Source organism: Shewanella sp. SR44-3, assembly GCF_014163735.1.
Taxonomy (GTDB): Bacteria; Pseudomonadota; Gammaproteobacteria; order Enterobacterales; family Shewanellaceae; genus Shewanella.
On the sequence record NZ_JACJDV010000011.1, the window covers coordinates 1 to 16656 of the forward strand.

The 16656-nt window shown below is 43.9% G+C and carries 19 protein-coding genes; 6 read left to right on the forward strand and 13 right to left on the reverse strand.

The features are described from left to right. Positions 1–56 precede the first annotated feature (56 nt). Positions 57–1385, forward strand: coding sequence for an FAD-binding oxidoreductase (locus H5073_RS08050; RefSeq protein WP_182678715.1), 1329 nt, complete (start codon positions 57–59; stop codon positions 1383–1385). A 276-nt stretch (positions 1386–1661) separates the two neighbouring features. Here the strand turns inward: H5073_RS08050 and H5073_RS08055 are convergent, their stop codons facing one another. Beyond that, complete coding sequence (locus H5073_RS08055; protein WP_182678718.1) at positions 1662–2006, reverse strand: hypothetical protein; 345 nt, start codon at positions 2004–2006, stop codon at positions 1662–1664. Positions 2007–2082: 76 nt separating this feature from the next. Then, on the reverse strand, positions 2083–2346 hold the full coding sequence (locus H5073_RS08060) for a hypothetical protein (RefSeq protein ID WP_182678720.1): 264 nt from the start codon (positions 2344–2346) through the stop codon (positions 2083–2085). Positions 2347–3346: 1000 nt separating this feature from the next. Here H5073_RS08060 and hslV point away from each other — a divergent pair. From hslV to H5073_RS08080, 4 genes are all read left to right on the forward strand, one after another. After that, positions 3347–3871: an ATP-dependent protease subunit HslV gene (gene hslV, locus H5073_RS08065; RefSeq protein ID WP_011497779.1), complete on the forward strand. Its 525-nt coding sequence runs from the start codon at positions 3347–3349 to the stop codon at positions 3869–3871. Positions 3872–3891: 20 nt separating this feature from the next. After that, positions 3892–5217: an HslU--HslV peptidase ATPase subunit gene (gene hslU, locus H5073_RS08070; RefSeq protein ID WP_182678722.1), complete on the forward strand. Its 1326-nt coding sequence runs from the start codon at positions 3892–3894 to the stop codon at positions 5215–5217. A gap of 119 nt (positions 5218–5336) precedes the next feature. Then, positions 5337–5720 (forward strand): gamma-butyrobetaine hydroxylase-like domain-containing protein, encoded by a 384-nt coding sequence (locus H5073_RS08075; RefSeq protein ID WP_182678724.1) that lies wholly within the window; start codon positions 5337–5339, stop codon positions 5718–5720. A 342-nt stretch (positions 5721–6062) separates the two neighbouring features. After that, positions 6063–6314, forward strand: a complete 252-nt coding sequence (locus H5073_RS08080; RefSeq protein ID WP_011497782.1) for a DUF2999 family protein — start codon at positions 6063–6065, stop codon at positions 6312–6314. Positions 6315–6395: 81 nt separating this feature from the next. Here H5073_RS08080 and H5073_RS08085 read toward each other — a convergent pair whose 3' ends face one another. From H5073_RS08085 to H5073_RS08135, 11 genes are all read right to left on the reverse strand, one after another. After that, entirely contained in the window at positions 6396–6926 is a 531-nt protein-coding gene (locus tag H5073_RS08085; RefSeq protein ID WP_182678726.1) for a DUF3833 domain-containing protein, read from the reverse strand. Beyond that, positions 6923–7450 (reverse strand): chalcone isomerase family protein, encoded by a 528-nt coding sequence (locus H5073_RS08090; RefSeq protein WP_182678728.1) that lies wholly within the window; start codon positions 7448–7450, stop codon positions 6923–6925. The genes H5073_RS08085 and H5073_RS08090 overlap by 4 nt, the downstream gene beginning before the upstream one ends. A 27-nt stretch (positions 7451–7477) precedes the next feature. Beyond that, positions 7478–7972: a DUF2878 domain-containing protein gene (locus H5073_RS08095; RefSeq protein ID WP_182678730.1), complete on the reverse strand. Its 495-nt coding sequence runs from the start codon at positions 7970–7972 to the stop codon at positions 7478–7480. A gap of 34 nt (positions 7973–8006) precedes the next feature. Then, positions 8007–9287 (reverse strand): cyclopropane-fatty-acyl-phospholipid synthase family protein, encoded by a 1281-nt coding sequence (locus H5073_RS08100; protein ID WP_182678732.1) that lies wholly within the window; start codon positions 9285–9287, stop codon positions 8007–8009. Positions 9288–9329: 42 nt separating this feature from the next. Next, the gene (locus H5073_RS08105) at positions 9330–10154 is read right to left on the reverse strand and encodes a DUF1365 domain-containing protein (RefSeq protein ID WP_182678734.1); all 825 of its coding nucleotides are present in this window, start codon (positions 10152–10154) and stop codon (positions 9330–9332) included. After that, positions 10154–11407: an NAD(P)/FAD-dependent oxidoreductase gene (locus H5073_RS08110; RefSeq protein ID WP_182678736.1), complete on the reverse strand. Its 1254-nt coding sequence runs from the start codon at positions 11405–11407 to the stop codon at positions 10154–10156. Before H5073_RS08110 ends, H5073_RS08105 begins: the two co-directional genes overlap by 1 nt. After that, positions 11404–12123 carry an SDR family NAD(P)-dependent oxidoreductase gene (locus tag H5073_RS08115; RefSeq protein WP_182678738.1) on the reverse strand — a complete coding sequence of 240 codons (720 nt, stop codon included), beginning with the start codon at positions 12121–12123 and terminating at the stop codon, positions 11404–11406. Before H5073_RS08115 ends, H5073_RS08110 begins: the two co-directional genes overlap by 4 nt. Further along, on the reverse strand, positions 12124–12555 hold the full coding sequence (locus tag H5073_RS08120) for a nuclear transport factor 2 family protein (RefSeq protein WP_182678740.1): 432 nt from the start codon (positions 12553–12555) through the stop codon (positions 12124–12126). Between the two features lie 280 nt (positions 12556–12835). Further along, positions 12836–13516, reverse strand: a complete 681-nt coding sequence (locus tag H5073_RS08125; RefSeq protein WP_182678741.1) for a ChrR family anti-sigma-E factor — start codon at positions 13514–13516, stop codon at positions 12836–12838. Next, positions 13509–14135: a sigma-70 family RNA polymerase sigma factor gene (locus H5073_RS08130; RefSeq protein ID WP_182678743.1), complete on the reverse strand. Its 627-nt coding sequence runs from the start codon at positions 14133–14135 to the stop codon at positions 13509–13511. The genes H5073_RS08125 and H5073_RS08130 overlap by 8 nt, the downstream gene beginning before the upstream one ends. An 82-nt stretch (positions 14136–14217) precedes the next feature. Further along, on the reverse strand, positions 14218–14907 hold the full coding sequence (locus H5073_RS08135; protein ID WP_182678745.1) for an LON peptidase substrate-binding domain-containing protein: 690 nt from the start codon (positions 14905–14907) through the stop codon (positions 14218–14220). Between the two features lie 302 nt (positions 14908–15209). On the opposite strand from H5073_RS08135, the gene H5073_RS08140 reads away from it, so the two are divergent. Beyond that, positions 15210–16643: a GGDEF domain-containing protein gene (locus H5073_RS08140; RefSeq protein ID WP_182678747.1), complete on the forward strand. Its 1434-nt coding sequence runs from the start codon at positions 15210–15212 to the stop codon at positions 16641–16643. Positions 16644–16656 lie beyond the last annotated feature (13 nt).

A 16656-nucleotide genomic window follows, 5' to 3' on the forward strand; every position in this document is an offset into this window, starting at 1 on the left:
GCAACCAATTACTAATAACTAATAACTAATAACTAATAACTAATAATGAGTCCACCATGTACGATCCCTTAATCAATGCCAATCCCGCCGGCCAGCCCCAAGCCAATAGCTATTGGGCCAGCACTATTGCACTCCCCGCCTTATTGCCTTCGTTAACTGGGACACAGCGCACTCAGGTGGCCATTATTGGCGGCGGCTACACTGGACTAATGACAGCCTATTACCTTGCCAGTGAGTTTAATATTGACTGCCATGTACTAGAAGCCAACAGAGTGGGCTTTGGGGCCAGCGCCCGCAATGCAGGCTTTGTACTCAAAGGCTCAGGCCGCTTAGGTTATGCCGATATGGCAAAGCGCTGGAATTTAGATACTGCCAAGGGGATTTATCAAGAATTCAGTGAGGCCGTGTCGCGGGTCGATGGCCTCATTAAGCAACATGGAATTGACTGCGAACCTCAAGAGCAAGGCTATTTAAAAGTGGCCCACAATGCCAAGGCCATGGAAAAGCTCCAAGGCGCCAGTGAGTTTATTCTCAAACATTTTGGCGATGGCGCCGAGTTTATCTCGGGGCAAGCGTTTTGCGAGCGCTATATGAACCACAGCCAAGCCTTCGGCGCCCTGCGCTTAAAAGATGGCTTTGGCTTAAATCCACTCAAACTGCTGTTAGGCTATAAAGATGCCGTGCTGCGCCAAGGCGTGACCATAAACGAGCAATCCTGCGTGCTTGATTGGATAGAAGAAGATGGCAAACACAGACTCATCACAGACAAAGGTGAGTTGATTGCCAATCAAGTGATTTGCGCTGGTAATGCCTACACCCCAAAGCGTTTTAATCAGCGTATCGACAATAAATTCTTGCCGATTTTAAGCAATGTGATAGTCACAGAGCCCCTTTCAGCGGATGAATTGGCAAGCGCTGGACTCAACACCCATCAAGTGACCATGGATACCCGCATCCTTAAATATTATTACCGCTTGCTGCCAGATAATCGCATTCTGTTTGGTGGTCGCGGCGCCGTGTGGGGTAAAGATGGCGCCAACCCAATTTACGGTCAAAGATTAAAACAGGCATTAGATAAGTGCTTTCCAACACTCAAACACAAGGCTGTCGCCTACAACTGGACCGGCTGGATAGCCGCAGCCATGGACGATATGCCCCATGTGTATGCCAAAAATGGCGTGGGTTATAGCCTAGGTTACTGCGGCGCTGGGGTGTCCTTTAGCGCCCAGGCAGGCTTTCGTCTCGCTCAAATGATGGCAGGGAAAACTGCACCAGCCCTACCCCTTTATCAAGCCCCGCTACCCGTGATGCCCTTCGCACAGGCCAGACGCTTAGGCCAATGGGGCTATTACCATTACGGCTGGCTTAAAGACAAACTCGGCTAGGCTTAGCTTGGGCATTTAACATTTAGCTGAATACAAATAAAAAGCCTCGCCAGTGAATACCTGCGAGGCTTTTTAGATCACTTAGGATAAGCAACATCAAAGCGAATTTAGACAAAAAGAGCTAGAAAATTTGTTCTGAACAATTAAATCTCAAAAAGTGAATCACTGAAACTCCTGCGTACAGGCTTGCCATTAAAGGTCTGTCTTAGGTTACTCACGTAAACAAGGGCACACTTGGGATAAGGACGCGACTACGCGCAGCCTATCCTTAATTATCTATGAGCTTTCTCTGATGGCTGCTAACAGCTTTCTTGAACCTACAATTGCTCCTGACTGCATTTTTACAGTAATACTTAAGGCTGGATGCAAAATTCCTACAAGTTCTGAAGCATAAATAGAAACCAAATTATGACCTTCTGAGACCATAGGCTGAGCATGTTCTGTAAAAACCAATACGGTTGGAGTATTACCATCCGGCTCTGTTACCACAAGAGGCGCAAAAGCATTTGGGTTTTCATGAGTGGCAATATTTAACTTAACTTCTGAGTCTAAAAATGCATTCCAAAAATCAATTTCAGAACCACCATGACTCATTTTATCGAAATAAAATTGTGCGGACATAAATTTTCTATTTAACTCATAACGATTCAGGTTTGCAGTGAGGAGTCTTTTTCTCCGAATCTGCAATACATGCTGGTTAAGTTGCTGAACCACGATGCTTACCAGGCTTTTGGAGTAGTAAGTTATCATGTTCATGATTTCTACACCGTTCTAATAGCATTTCGATCATCGGAGCTGATTTAGGAAAAGTTGAATATAACTCATTAGTTATTTCATAATATTCTTCATAGTCCACCATATGATTTGAGACTGGGAATGACAAATAATATTTTCCCGAATCCGTTTCCTGACCAATTGAATATCGTTTTTCTAAATTTGTATGAGTATCATTAAATGTCATAAGCAACTCAACAGCGTATTAACGCGAATTTCGGAAAACATCCTAAGCCCCCCTTAACACCCGACTCTTTTACGCTAAAATTATTATTAATTTTAACAAGTTACAAGCTAACGTGAAACTTATCAATCCCACAAGTGTTGAATACCTTTTATTAAAACGAAGTAAGAATTTAGAGTGTCAACAATTGCTAGCACTTCACAAGGCGACTGAATACATATCGTTATTTTTCAAAATCATACATTACAAGTCTAATTAAACAAAGCGTTTCTACGCCTAAAAAATTTACATAATGAGAAGCAAGGCTAATCATTAACCAAACTCGTTTTTGGACAAAAGTAAGCAAGAAATTTGTTCTGAACTTGCCTGGAAAAGCCAGTTGCTGAAGGCTTGAAACCTGTCACTGAAATTTCTGTATACCGGCGCGCCATGGCCCATTTCTGTCATAAAAAAGTCTCGACGACACGCAGCAAGTCCGTCCTTGGCTCTTGATTTAAACTAAAGTCGGTCCCCCCGTCTGATGTGAAAGGACTCACGAATGCCGTGATGGCATGGTCAATGATGTTCCCGACATCATAATGACATTCCCCACATGGATGTTGTTGGAATGCTGTTGTTTTCCCCTCTTGGCCACATCTGACTAAATGAACTGGGGAGTGGAACCCTGCGACTTTGATCCAAACGAAGTTTTGACATCTTGCTAACTGGCTTTGGAGCAAAAACTTATCAGAATTTAATCATCATGCACATGCAGGAGCATGCTGACTTTTTTATCTAAATGGCAACTCCGATGCTAATGGGAAGGTATTAGGCAGCAGGAAGACTGCCCCTAAACCCATAGCGGCATATTGTGAGTGGAAAAGAGTCGCCGCCACTCTTGTTTTTTAGCCTGTCATCCCCATATCTGTGTAATCTACCAACTTTACCTAGCTGCAACGGCTGACTTTTTTAAGCCTGATGTTCAAATGCTTGAGCCGTTGATGTTTACCTAAGAGGAATTAACGTGACCACTATCGTATCAGTACGCCGCAATAACCAAGTCGTCATCGCAGGTGATGGCCAAGTCTCCCTTGGCAACACGGTAATGAAAGGCAATGCCCGTAAAGTGCGCCGTCTGTACCACAATAAGGTATTAGCAGGTTTCGCTGGCGGCACCGCAGATGCATTCACTCTGTTCGAGCGCTTCGAAGCTAAGCTTGAAATGCACCAAGGTCATTTACTGAAATCGGCGGTGGAACTGGCCAAAGATTGGCGCACCGACAAGATGCTGCGCAAGCTCGAAGCCATGCTAGTGGTTGCCGACACTGAAGCCTCGCTTATCATCACAGGTAATGGTGATGTGGTGCAGCCAGAACACGACCTTATCGCCATAGGTTCAGGCGGTAATTATGCCCAAGCCGCGGCGCTGGCGTTATTGCAAAACACCGAATTAAGCGCGCAAGAGATTGCCGATAAGTCGCTGACTATCGCAGGCGATATTTGCGTTTTCACCAATCAATTCAAAACCATCGAACAGCTTGATTATTAAGTCGAGCCAGAGGAATACTTATGTCTGAGATGACGCCTAGAGAAATCGTCCACGAGCTCGATGCCCATATCATAGGCCAAAATAAAGCCAAGCGCGCGGTCGCGGTGGCGCTGCGTAATCGCTGGCGCAGAATGCAGCTAGCCCCTGATTTACGCCAAGAAGTCACCCCCAAAAATATCCTGATGATAGGCCCAACGGGTGTGGGTAAGACAGAAATAGCCCGTCGCCTCGCTAAACTTGCTAACGCGCCTTTTATCAAGGTTGAAGCCACTAAATTCACCGAAGTGGGCTATGTGGGTAAGGAAGTCGAGCAGATCATTCGCGATCTCACCGACTCGGCCGTAAAGATGACCCGCGAGCAGCAGATGAAAAAATGCCGTCACCGCGCCGAAGAATTGGCCGAAGAGCGCATCTTAGATGCCCTACTGCCAAAAGCTAAAGAAGACTGGGACAGCGAAAAGAAAGACGATTCAGGCACTAGACAGATTTTTCGCAAGAAACTCCGTGAAGGTCAGCTAGACGATAAAGAAATCGACATCGATATCGCCGCGCCGCAAATTGGCGTTGAAATTATGGCGCCTCCTGGCATGGAAGAAATGACCAATCAGTTACAAGGGTTATTCCAAAACCTAGGTCAGAGCACTTCTAAGCGTAAGAAACTTAAGATTAAAGATGCCTTTAAGCAATTGATTGAAGATGAAGCGGCCAAGCTTGTAAATCAAGAAGATCTTAAAGAGCAGGCCATAGATCTGGTTGAACAAAACGGCATCGTCTTCTTGGATGAAATCGACAAAATTTGTAAGCGCGGCGAAACCTCAGGCCCAGATGTCTCCCGTGAAGGGGTGCAACGTGATCTACTGCCATTGGTTGAAGGCTGTACGGTAAGCACAAAACACGGCATGGTGAAAACCGACCATATTCTGTTTATCGCCTCTGGTGCATTCCAGATGTCAAAACCCTCTGATTTAATTCCTGAATTACAAGGGCGTCTGCCCATTCGGGTGGAGCTTGATGCGCTTTCCGCCAATGACTTTAAACGCATTTTAACCGAACCCAATGCCTCATTAACCGAGCAATATATTGCGCTTATGGCCACTGAAGGCGTAACCATCTCTTTCCTTGAATCAGGGATTGATAAGCTTGCAGAAGCGGCTTGGCAAGTGAATGAACGCACTGAAAACATTGGTGCCCGCCGCTTGCATACCGTGATGGAAAAGTTGATGGAAGACATCTCTTTCGATGCTTCAGATAAGTCTGGCAGCGCCTTTGTTATCGATGCTGACTATGTCACCGAGCACTTAGATACCTTAGTGCAAGATGAAGACTTGAGCCGCTTTATTCTGTAATGCTAGGTGCTAGCAGACTATGACAACAAGCAGAGTACATTTGAAAAAGCAAAGTGGTGTTAAGCCGCTTTGCTTTTTCTATAATGAATTAATCATGCCACACTAACCAGGAGCCCTGCGTGAATACACATATTCCCAAGGTGGTTGGCCTTAAACTTAAACGCCAATCTAGGTTGCTTCAGGTCAATTTCGATGACAACCAAAGCCTTGACATAAGTTGTGAGTTACTTAGGGTCTATTCCCCATCGGCAGAAGTGCAGCAGCATGGCAGCCCTGTATTGGTCACTCATAAGAAAAACGTCAATATCAAGGCCATAGAAGCCGTGGGCAATTATGCGGTAAAACTCGTGTTCGATGATGGCCACGATACAGGCATTTACAGCTGGGAAGTGCTCTATCGCCTTGGCAGTCAACAAACACAGCTGTGGCAAGACTATCTTGCCCGCCTTAAAGCCGAACACGGCTCACGTGAAGGGCTTATACCAATCACATTAATTATTTGATCTATCAGAGCGCCTCAAGCTTTTCAATTCAAGGCGCATTAATGCAGTAAGGGTTATTCCCTTTCAAACCTCATTCTTACACAGGAATGCAACGATGAAGTGGAACGCTTGAGACGCTGCCAAGAGGCGGGTTTCAAAGGGGATTTCTCTGCGTTGAAGACTTTTGACATAGCACCACTATGCCTTCAAGCCTCCGCCTTGATTAATCTCCTTTGAATTCCCGCTGAATGACCAAATAATTAATACGATTGGTATTATCCCCATGGCGGTTCAATACCGCTAATGTGGTAGAGTTGGCTTCAGCGTTATTTTAACCATCACCAAAACAAACAAGGTATTGCAATGAACCCGATTATTGCCATTTTGAAAGAACACAATGTCAGCGACGCTAGCATTAATCAACTATTCCAAACCCTGACTGAAAATCCACTCATGGCGATGAACGCCATTACTCAGTTAGGGATCCCTGCGGAAAAACTACAGCAATTAATGGCCCTAGTGATGCAAAATCCAGGATTAATCAAGGAAGCCGTACTCGAACTTGGGCTGGATTTCTCTAAAGTCGAAGCGGCCAAGGCCCAGTTACAAAAGTAACTGCTGTGCTCAAGCTGTAACAAAATGGCCAGTCACTTAAGGGTACTGGCCATTTTGTTAGCTATCTTTCCACAGGCAAAATTACTTGAGATCAAGTTTCTCAATATAGAGAATAATTTCACCCACTTTAACACCAAATTTAGTCATATCCGTCTTGTTGAATAAACGTTTATCATCAAGTAAATACATCCAATCATCTAAGCGTAGCTGGTAACTGCTACCGTCGACCTCGATATTCATCTCGTATTGCCAAAATAGTGCTGAACCCTGAGTGCGGCCTTGGGCTGTACCCACAATATCGCTGGCGGTGCCGCTATAAGTATTATTAGCTTCGCGCACTAGTTGCCATATTCTCGTGGTTTTTTCACCATCATCGAATACAAACCATTCTTTTATTTCGCCTTTATCGCCCTCCCAATGGGCTATTAAGTCAACCTCAAAACGGCGCAATAGCTTACCACTGCGATCGAATACCATGCCGTAAGCTTTGAGCTTACCTTCAAAAAATTGCTCGAGTTTTAATTGCGGAGAGGTGTTTTTATAGTCATCTAAACCCGCAGAACCACAGGCGCTAAGTAGCAGTAAGATACTTAATAACATTATTTTTTTCATGATGTTAACCCTAACAATTGCGCCCTAAGTTGCGGCTGAGAAGTCTTTTTTGACAGCCAAATTGACAGAAATGCCCTGCCAAAATCACCATCTTCGACCTTGCCTATGGCGTATTCGCCGAAATAGAAATGGCTTTCCCCTGTCGTTGTGACAACAAGAGTTAATACATCTCCTGGGACCACATCTGGCCAAATGTGCCTTAAGGAGACTAACCAGCGCTCAATACTGGCCTGATCATAGTCCAAATGGCGCCATTGCTCTTCAGTGGCATCAAGTAAATCTTGCTTATCTATTTGCTTAAAATACTCAATTCGTAAGGCTTTATCTTTGCTTTGAGCCAAATAAGCATCAGCATCTAGCTTAACTGCTGCCATTAAACTCGCATCTTGGCTATAAAGTTCGGCGCGATATAAACGCCAAAATAAAAAGCTCATTTCACCAGCCCCCAACTTATGCATACCATCAACAACTGCGGCCGGCGCGATTGGGCTAAAGACAATAAATAACAATAGATATTTATACATAAACACCTCTATACGCAGTCTTATGGGTTAACAATCTTGGTGTAATATCGCCTGGCGGCAATAAATAAGGCTTGGCAGTAATAAGCCCCAGATACAGAGCAATATGCATAATAACAAGGGAGTCGCTAAATTAGTCTGCAAGGCACCAGCTTCTATACCCGCCCAATAACTGCCTGCACCACCCAGTGCTCCTAACACTCCCTGCATGCCTAAATGCACTCTGGTTAGCCATAACAAACTGTGATTGAGACTCAGAATGAAAAAACACCACAGTAATAATAAATACGTAGGAAACAACCCAGTTGCGCCACTGAATACCCCAAAATGCATTTGCAGCTTATCGGCACAAACACCTATGGGCACTAAGATAAGCAACTTTGCATCGGCTTTGACCGTAGGGGATAAGTAGAAATGCAGTGCCAAGAGCAGTGTCATAATCCAGCTGGCGACACTGGGGTAAAGTACGGCACTAAACCAAGCTGCTTGAAAGAGTATGAGATTTATCAGCCAAAATTTTTGCATATCTCTCCCTCATACTCAGTGCTGGCAACCAAGCCTAATAATTGATAATCGCGGCGTCACCTCGGCCTACAAAACGAGGTTTTCTAGCAACAAGATGGTGAGTACTTATCACTCTTTCCAAAAATGCCCCTTCACAATAACTGAAATAAAACAGCCATAAGCGCTTAAACTCTTCGCTATAACCTAACCCCTTAAGCTCATCCCAGCTGTGCTCAAAGGCTAGTCGCCAGTCATTCAAGGTGCGGGCGTAATGAAGGCCAATATCTTGAACCTCATCAATAACAAGATCTGTTCTCTGAGCAAGCTGAGCTGTCATCACAGCGATTGAAGGCAGGCAGCCGCCAGGGAAGATGTATTTTTGAATAAAATCGACCCCTTTACGGTACTTTTCATAACGGCCATCAGCGATGGTGATGGCTTGGATTAACATTTTCCCATCAGCTTTAAGTCGCTGTGAACAGATTTCGAAGAAGCTAGCCATATATTCATGCCCCACAGCCTCGATCATTTCTATGGATACCAACTTATCGTATTGGCCTGTGAGCTTGCGATAATCCTGTTTCAACAAGGTGATTTTATCGCTCAAGCCCAAAGCGATAACCTGCTGCTGAGCAAAGCTAAATTGAGCCTCTGAAATAGTTGTAGTGGTGACATGGCAGCCATATTCCTGTGCCATAAAAATTGCCAAGCCGCCCCAGCCTGTACCAATTTCCAGTACATGTTGCCCCTGTGTCAATTCAAGGCGCTCACAGATCACACGCATCTTATTCTGCTGGGCTTGACCCAAGGACTGAGCTTGCTCGCTATAAATAGCGCAAGAATACAGCATGCTGTTATCTAGAAAGCGCTCATACAATTCATTGCCTATATCATAATGAGCTAAAATATTTCGCTTAGAACCTTGTTCCGTATTGATATTTTTTCGCTTTAACAAGAGGTTTTTTAATTTAGCTAACCACTGCATTTTACTTTCTAATGCATCGAGTTGAGCTTGATTTATGGCCATCACTTGCACTAAGCGGGTTAAATTTGGACTGGTCCATTTACCATCAAGAAAAGCTTCAGCAGCACCAATGCTGCCAGCAGTGATCAAGTCCCGATAAAAACTAGCATCATGAACGACCAACTGCCCGGTCAGTGGGGCATCTCTTTGACCATGAACGCTGTGGGCTGCACCCTCAATAAGCTCAATGCTAGCACCTTGGATTTTATTCAATAAACTCAGCACCAAACTACGATAGTTATTTTTAGTCTCAACTGAGGAATAACTCGCTTGTCGGTCTAATTTAGTGGTGGATTTTGCAAACTCTTCCATCTCAACCTCACTGTTAATTTATTACCTAACCTCACCACACAATTATGATTTTTTACTCGCCTTGGGATGGGCAATAAAAGGCACTCGTTTTAGCCATAATTTTAATGCTTGCCAGTAAATCCCCACCAGCATGCTCACCGTCATGGCAGGGCTCAGTAACCAAGTGGTGCATAAGTTCCTTGGGGTTATTGGCCGTTTCGTTAATGCTAGTGTTGCATCAAATACTTTAATATCTTTATGATTTTCAATATGAACCATAACCTGGTCCGCTGGCGGGTGAATACGCCAGTGGTAGTCCATATCTAAATCCATAAAAGGTGACACATGAAAAGCTTTCTTCAGCTTCATCTGTGTCCCTAAGGTTAATAAATAATAATGCCTTTGCTGCCAAGGTGTATTGCTCACCTCAGCCAGCATGTATTGACACTCATCTTTATCGTCATAACAAAAAAACAAGTTTATCGGGCTAAAATACAGCCCCATGCACCGGCACTGAGCCAACAAAAAGACTCTACCACTGGACTGCCACTCTCCCCCTAAGGAGTTCACTTTATTGCCAATACGTTGCTTTAAGCTGCCAGGTTCACTGCTAAGGTAATCTTTTTCATAAAATCGGATCGGGTTAAACCAGCGACGACCAAAAATAATACTGCGCCTTAGAATAGTGGGCAGGCCCTCCCCTTTGGATGAAGTATCAACACTGCGCGGGTGCTCAAGGTTTAGTTCATCAAGATCTAGCCCCATCATGTAAAGCGGGTAGCTAAACCTATGGCCAATGGCCCCAAAACGGCGATGGCGCACCTTGCCAAGATAGATGCCACTGCGCTCCTCGACTGCGCCCTGCTTCACCCTAGAAGATTGACTCATCACAGGCTTTGACCGAATCTGCGGGTCACATCTAGGGCACTGCGAACGCCATCCTCATGAAAACCGCTATACCAATAGGCACCGACAAAGTGACAAGCTCTTTTGCCACATATCAATGACCGCTCTTGCTGAGCGGCCACACTGACCTCATTAAGTACTGGATGATGATAAACAAAACGCCTTAACACCTGAGTTGGATCAATTTTATCGCCTTGATTCAAGGTGACGCAAAAAGTAGTATCGCTTTGAATATTTTGTAAAATATTCATGTTATAAGTCACGCTTGCAGGCCGAAACTGGCTATCATCTAGATGGTAATTCCAACTGGCCCAAGCCAATTTCCTGTCTGGCAATACACTAACATCCGTGTGTAATACCACCTCATTAGGACTATAAGGTATGCTGCTCAATATCCGTGATTCATCTAGGCTAGGGTCGGCAAGTAAACCCAAAGCTTCGTCGGAATGACAGGCAAAAATCACCTCATCGAAACGCTGGCTCTGACCATTATCAAAATGAATCAGCACGCCATCCTCGATTCGACTGACTGAGCCGATATCGACACTTGTCTGCACAGGTTTTGTCAGTGCAGCTAAGATAGCTTCTACGTATGAGCGCGACCCTTTGGGCACCACTTTCCATTGAGGCCTATCACTAATATTAAGCAAACCGTGGTGATAGAAAAATTGGATGAAAAACTTAAGCTCAAATTGCTTCATATCAGATAAGCTGGTGGACCAAATTGCCGCCCCCATTGGCAGAATATAATGCTGACAAAAAAAATCAGAAAATTGATGCTGACGTAAAAAGTGGCCTAAATTTGCGTCTGGATTAATATTACCCGCATAAAAATCACGCTTACACAGGCGATTAAACTTAAGTATTTCGCCAATTAAGCGCCAAAATTTAAGACTAAACAGATTTCGGCGCTGAGCAAATAAGGCATTAATACCGTGGCCATTGTATTCGAACCCCGTCTGAGCATTGTGCACGCTAAAACTCATTTCAGTATCTTGCCCTGCAATGCCTAAGCGTTCCAATAAGCGATTAAAATAAGGGTAGGTTCTGTCGTTAAAGACGATAAAACCTGTATCTATGGCGTAGGTTTGCCCCTGATGCTCAATATCCACTGTCGCCGTATGCCCACCGACGTAATCATTTTTTTCAAATACTGTAATCTGGTGGGTTTTATCCAATAAATAAGCACAAGTTAACCCAGAAATCCCTGAGCCTATGATGGCAATTTTTTTCATGAAGACATCCTTAAGGCCAATCGGCGCCAAAGCCCCTGAGGCAATACAGCTAAGCTTCTAATGATAAATATAAATAACTTCGGAAAGGCAATCTCACTTTGACCCTTTTCCAGCCCGAGAATAATATTTGTCGCCGCCTGCTCACTGGTGATTATCATAGGCATAGTAAAACGATTTCGCTTAGTGAGCGGCGTATCAACAAACCCGGGGTGAACCACAGTGACACTAATGTTGTGTTTAGCTAAATCTATCGCTAAGGTGCGACCAAGATAAGTCAGTGCGGCTTTGGATGCCCCATAAGCCTCGGCTCTGGATAGGGGCAGATATTGAGCGCTAGAACTGATTAATACCAAACGCCCTGTGGGCTTAATATTGGCTAACCAGGCTTGTAGGCAATAACCCACTGAAACCAGATTAATATTAATGATTTTCTCGAAACGCTTAGCATCAAAAGCCAAGGCGTCATCTATATATTCACAGTCACCTGCATTTAAGATCAATAAATCAAGCTGTCCTTGGGCTAACGTCAAAGCAGGGTAAGAGTCAAAATCAGTTAAATCGAAACACAAATATTCGATACCTACAGCCATAGCGCTGAGCTCAATCAGCTTTTGCTCATTACGACCACAGGCAATCACTTGGTGGCCAGCCTGGGCATAGGCTAAGGTTAATGCTTTTCCGATCCCCGATGTCGCCCCAGTTATCATAATGCGCATCTATTGGCCCGCCCGCTGTTTAATGTATTTAATCACAGTACCTAGCAAAGGAACTTGCTCGTAAAGCATAGCCCCAAGGTCAAAGTAGTCTCTATGATAAATGACTCGTTGATCTTGCATCTTTAATTGTGAGTGCCCGTCGAGCTTAATGGGCTTTCCCCCCGCTAATGCAGTATGACGCAAGGTCATGGTCCAATAGACTGCCGCTTGTGTGGGAGCCTCCAAGACTTCTTCTATCACAAAATCACAACTTATAACTTGTTGATACATCTGTTCAAAATAGCCCAATAAGGCTGCAATCCCCTCCACCTTGTGCATAGGATCAACAAACACAACCTCTGTATGATAAATACTGCTCAAGGATGCCAAATTGTCTGTACCCAGCGTACTGTAAACAGTAATAAATCTGCTCAACCAAGGTGCTTGTGCCATAGAGATATCGTCCTATTGTGTAGATGCCCTATCAGGGAAAATGACATCAAGTTGAGATTATTAAAGCAATACGTTCGCCATCTGGATTAAGATCAATTTATTTTTAAGAATCACAAAATCATATTAATCAGGGTAATTTATAACCTTGCAGCCATAGCTTTGGGTGATAGGCTCGAGGGTTTGATACTAAGGAAGCTGCGGGTGAACGATAGGCCAGCCAAACCCCAGCCTCCAAAGGTAGCAGGCTAGGATTGGGACCCTGTCTCAATTCGATAAGGCTTTAGTAGATGAACTTGCCGATAGGATTAAGTAATTGGCTCATTCCTTGAGTGAAACGTATGGCATCACTGGAAACCGTCAAACACACACAGCCTGCCGTGGTCACCGGCTGATGGGTATGCTTACCATCGAGCCAGATAAAATCCCCTTGATGGTACTGGCCCATTTCATCTTCAAAGCTGCCTTGCAGTAATAAGGTAATTTCAAACCCTTGATGTGTATGGCAAGGAACACTGCCACCGGGGGCAATATAAAGTAGACTCATACGCCTTTCATCATCTTGCACATCCAGCCGTGCTCTAGACAGTTTTCCTAGGCCTTGCCACTCTTTCAATGCCACAGATTTAATCGCTCTTGGTAAAGGGATCCGCAGCTTTCCAATGGCGATTTCTGTCACGGTTTGAGGCAAAGACATCTGTGTATCGATATCAGATTCAGTGATGGCTTCTATCATAGACATAGCATGGTCAATATCAAAGTTATCGGTTTGACTACTCTGACTTAGGCTATCCGCCAAAGGCTCAAATTCCAATGCTGCAGCTTGCTCAGTTAATACTTGTACCTGCTGACGGCATTGGCGGCAAAAATCCATATGACTGGCAATCATTATGCTAATCGAGGCCGGTAGCTCACCTGCGACAAAATCAACCAATATAGAAGTATTTGGATGGTGGTTAATCATGATAGTCATCTCCCATTTGCTGCCTAAGCTTGGCCAGAGCAAGCCTTAAACGCGATTTAATTGTGCCTAAAGGCACCTCAAGCTGCTGGGCCAGTTGTTCTTGGGATAAAGATTGATAATAAACGCCTTTAACCACGGTTTGCTGTAGTGCTGGCAGGCTATTTATATGGGTTAACATATGTTTTTCCATCAAGTGATCTTTAAAGCTCACTGACTCAGTAATAGCTTCATCTTGAGCTTGATCTACAGGCCAAATATCGTCACCTAATAATTGCTCATTCTTGGTTTTTATTCGTCGTAACATATCAAAGCAAGCGTTACGCATCACAGTGTAAACCCAAGTTGTCGCTGCGCCTTTGTCACCATCATAAAGATGCGCTTTACGCCATACATTGCTCATGGTCTCTTGAAGTAGCTCATTGGCTTTGTCATGACAGCCAAGACGCTGTAATCCAAATCCCTTAATTTTGGGTGCAAAGAATTGAAACAGCGCAGTAAAAGCCTGTTTGTCCCTTTTTTCTGCGACTAAAACCAGCCAAGTATACAGCTGCGCTGACACCTGTAGCTCAGTAGGGTTAGTGATAATTAAGCCATCCTTATTGGGAGCGCTATTATTCATGCTGCTACTCATCATGTTTTGCATCATTTATCCATTAACAGCTGCACTAGGTATAGCAATACGCAGTTTAGCGTCAAAAAGATCAATTATTATTTTCAGCCCCTAGTACCAAGGTATACAAGAAGGTTTGGCTATGCTCTAAGGTCATGGGCTTAATAAACTTTTCTTTTTCGTTCAAAGATAAAGGCAGTATTTCTAAAAAGCGAGCACAAACCCATTGAGGCGATGAAAAATATGTCTGTGGATAAATTTGAGTGAGCTGGGTATGTTCTGAAAAAATGTTTTTCAATACTCTGGTTAACGACAGCATTCGAGCATCAATCTGCTGTTGCTCAGCAGTCTGACTTTTCACTTTACTGACGGGCTTTTCAAGCTGAGCCCAGTGAGGTTTATATTGAGTTTGAGCCACAAGTAAACCATCTCTTCTGGGCTTAACATCCTCTAAAGTAACTAAGTGTAGCCCTTGCACATCAACCACAAGCACACCATCATCTCCTGAGTGGAAATCTATTACCTCCACCCTAGTTCCCCAAGTCGGCAAGCCTGTTTTTAAGGTTTTATCAAAACAGGCAATCGCGAATCCTCCTCCCTTGCTAGAGCCAGATATCATTGATAAATACCTAGGTTCAAAAATTCGCAGCCGAGTGTTCCCTGAAGGTAATAAAAATAATGGTAGAGGAAATACGCCTAAGCTGGTTGGACAATTCTGCTCTAATGCTGCAGCATTATTTAGCAAGCTTTGAGCTGCTAGCTGTAAATCAGGAAATGTCATTTTTGCCCCTCCAATAATGTGCCTCAATCTTCTATGTGTGACAAATGCAGCACACAGTCATGCTGAATAACCAATACGCATTAGCAATAAACTCAGATCACTTTTCACTATATTTACCCTTAGTTGTTAGCAGATGTGGAACACTGACCTTAACTGGACTAGGCTATTAAAAACCTTGTTCACGCGCGGTTAGGTGAGCATGACGCTTTACCAGCCTTTATTATCAATAGCTCGCTCAACCCACTGCTACTATTAAAAATTATAGGAGGGTGCAACAGACAGCGACTAGCGGGAGTTATTATGTGAATAAAGATGAATATCAAAGCTTAAGTAGTTTTATAGACCTATTAATCGATGCTGTGTGTGTCGTGGATAAGACTGGGCGATTTGAATTTGTTAGTGCCAGTGCTGAACGTATTTTCGGTTATCGTTCAGAAGAAATGATCGGCATGAAAGTACTAGATTTAGTCTTTCCTGCCGATAGAAAGCGCACCTTAGCAGCAGCAATAAGCATAATGCAGGGTAATGAGAATACTCATTTTGAAAACCGTTATGTGCGTAAAGATGGTCAAGTAGTTGATATTTTATGGTCAGCGCGCTGGTCAGATAAACATCAGCAAAGAATTGCGATAGCACGAGATATCAGTAGTAGAAAAAATATCGAGCGCCGCCAAGCAGCACTTTACGCCATATCAGAAGCCACACATCTTGCTGAAGATCTGCTCACTCTCTACCAAGGTATACATAATATTATTGCACAATTACTGCCAGCAACTAATTTCGCTATCGCCTCTTATGAACCCAAGACTAACCAGTTGAGCTTTCTTTATAAAACTCACGGCAATCCAATCGGCTCTCTTAATGACAATGCTTTAACGCCGCGGAGAGGAAAAACACAAAATTCAAACCTAATTAGCCATTCCAACACAGCTCAAAACCACGATGAGCAAGATGAAATAATCTTCTGTCATCATGTTATTCATAGCGCTAAACCTGTACTTATCAAGCTGAATTCAATGGAAAAGTACCCAGAAGAAATTCGTCAAATTCTCACTAACAGCCAGTCCAGTTGGCTTGGGCTCCCTTTAAAACAACAACACGATATTATCGGTGTATTGATAATGCACAGTGATGTTTGCGATCCTGAATATACCATTCAAGATCAAGAGTTAATGGGATTCGTATCCACTCAAATCGCTACCGCTATTGAACGCAAGCAGATGCTCACTCGATTAAAGCACCTTGCCCTGTATGACCAACTCACCCAGCTTCCTAATCGGGCGCTGTTTGATGATCGAATTAAAAATGCCCTAACCCATGCAAAACGTGGGGGCCATAGCATATCGCTGCTGTTCCTAGACTTAGATAAGTTTAAAGCCGTGAATGACACTTGCGGTCATCAAATTGGCGACGCTTTACTGCAAATGACGGCTCAGCGCATTTTACATTGCGTTCGTGAAACCGATACAGTGTCTCGATTTGGTGGCGATGAATTTGTGATCTTACTCGATGATGCAGGTTCCAGAGACAATATTTTAAAAATTGCCCAAGCAATACTCAATGCCCTTAATATGCCTTTTCAATTGGCAGGACAATCTTTGCATATAGTTCCCAGTATAGGGATCGCCCTATACCCGCAGCATGGCATGGATGAAAAGCAGTTATTAGCCAGCTCCGATAGCGCCATGTATCAAGCAAAAAGCAAAGGCGGTAATCGCATTGAGGTTAGTAGTTAGTTAGTTAGTTAGT

Coding starts and splice junctions, on each gene's coding strand:
- H5073_RS08115 (WP_182678738.1), bottom strand. CDS start 12,123: ATGCGCATTATGATAACTGGGGCGACATCGGGGATCGGAAAAGCATTA.
- H5073_RS08060 (WP_182678720.1), bottom strand. CDS start 2,346: ATGACATTTAATGATACTCATACAAATTTAGAAAAACGATATTCAATT.
- H5073_RS08120 (WP_182678740.1), bottom strand. CDS start 12,555: ATGGCACAAGCACCTTGGTTGAGCAGATTTATTACTGTTTACAGTACG.
- H5073_RS08110 (WP_182678736.1), bottom strand. CDS start 11,407: ATGAAAAAAATTGCCATCATAGGCTCAGGGATTTCTGGGTTAACTTGT.
- H5073_RS08125 (WP_182678741.1), bottom strand. CDS start 13,516: ATGATTAACCACCATCCAAATACTTCTATATTGGTTGATTTTGTCGCA.
- hslU (WP_182678722.1), top strand. CDS start 3,892: ATGTCTGAGATGACGCCTAGAGAAATCGTCCACGAGCTCGATGCCCAT.
- H5073_RS08130 (WP_182678743.1), bottom strand. CDS start 14,135: ATGAATAATAGCGCTCCCAATAAGGATGGCTTAATTATCACTAACCCT.
- H5073_RS08100 (WP_182678732.1), bottom strand. CDS start 9,287: ATGGAAGAGTTTGCAAAATCCACCACTAAATTAGACCGACAAGCGAGT.
- H5073_RS08080 (WP_011497782.1), top strand. CDS start 6,063: ATGAACCCGATTATTGCCATTTTGAAAGAACACAATGTCAGCGACGCT.
- H5073_RS08090 (WP_182678728.1), bottom strand. CDS start 7,450: ATGTATAAATATCTATTGTTATTTATTGTCTTTAGCCCAATCGCGCCG.
- H5073_RS08050 (WP_182678715.1), top strand. CDS start 57: ATGTACGATCCCTTAATCAATGCCAATCCCGCCGGCCAGCCCCAAGCC.
- H5073_RS08135 (WP_182678745.1), bottom strand. CDS start 14,907: ATGACATTTCCTGATTTACAGCTAGCAGCTCAAAGCTTGCTAAATAAT.
- H5073_RS08095 (WP_182678730.1), bottom strand. CDS start 7,972: ATGCAAAAATTTTGGCTGATAAATCTCATACTCTTTCAAGCAGCTTGG.
- H5073_RS08085 (WP_182678726.1), bottom strand. CDS start 6,926: ATGAAAAAAATAATGTTATTAAGTATCTTACTGCTACTTAGCGCCTGT.
- H5073_RS08105 (WP_182678734.1), bottom strand. CDS start 10,154: ATGAGTCAATCTTCTAGGGTGAAGCAGGGCGCAGTCGAGGAGCGCAGT.
- H5073_RS08055 (WP_182678718.1), bottom strand. CDS start 2,006: ATGTCCGCACAATTTTATTTCGATAAAATGAGTCATGGTGGTTCTGAA.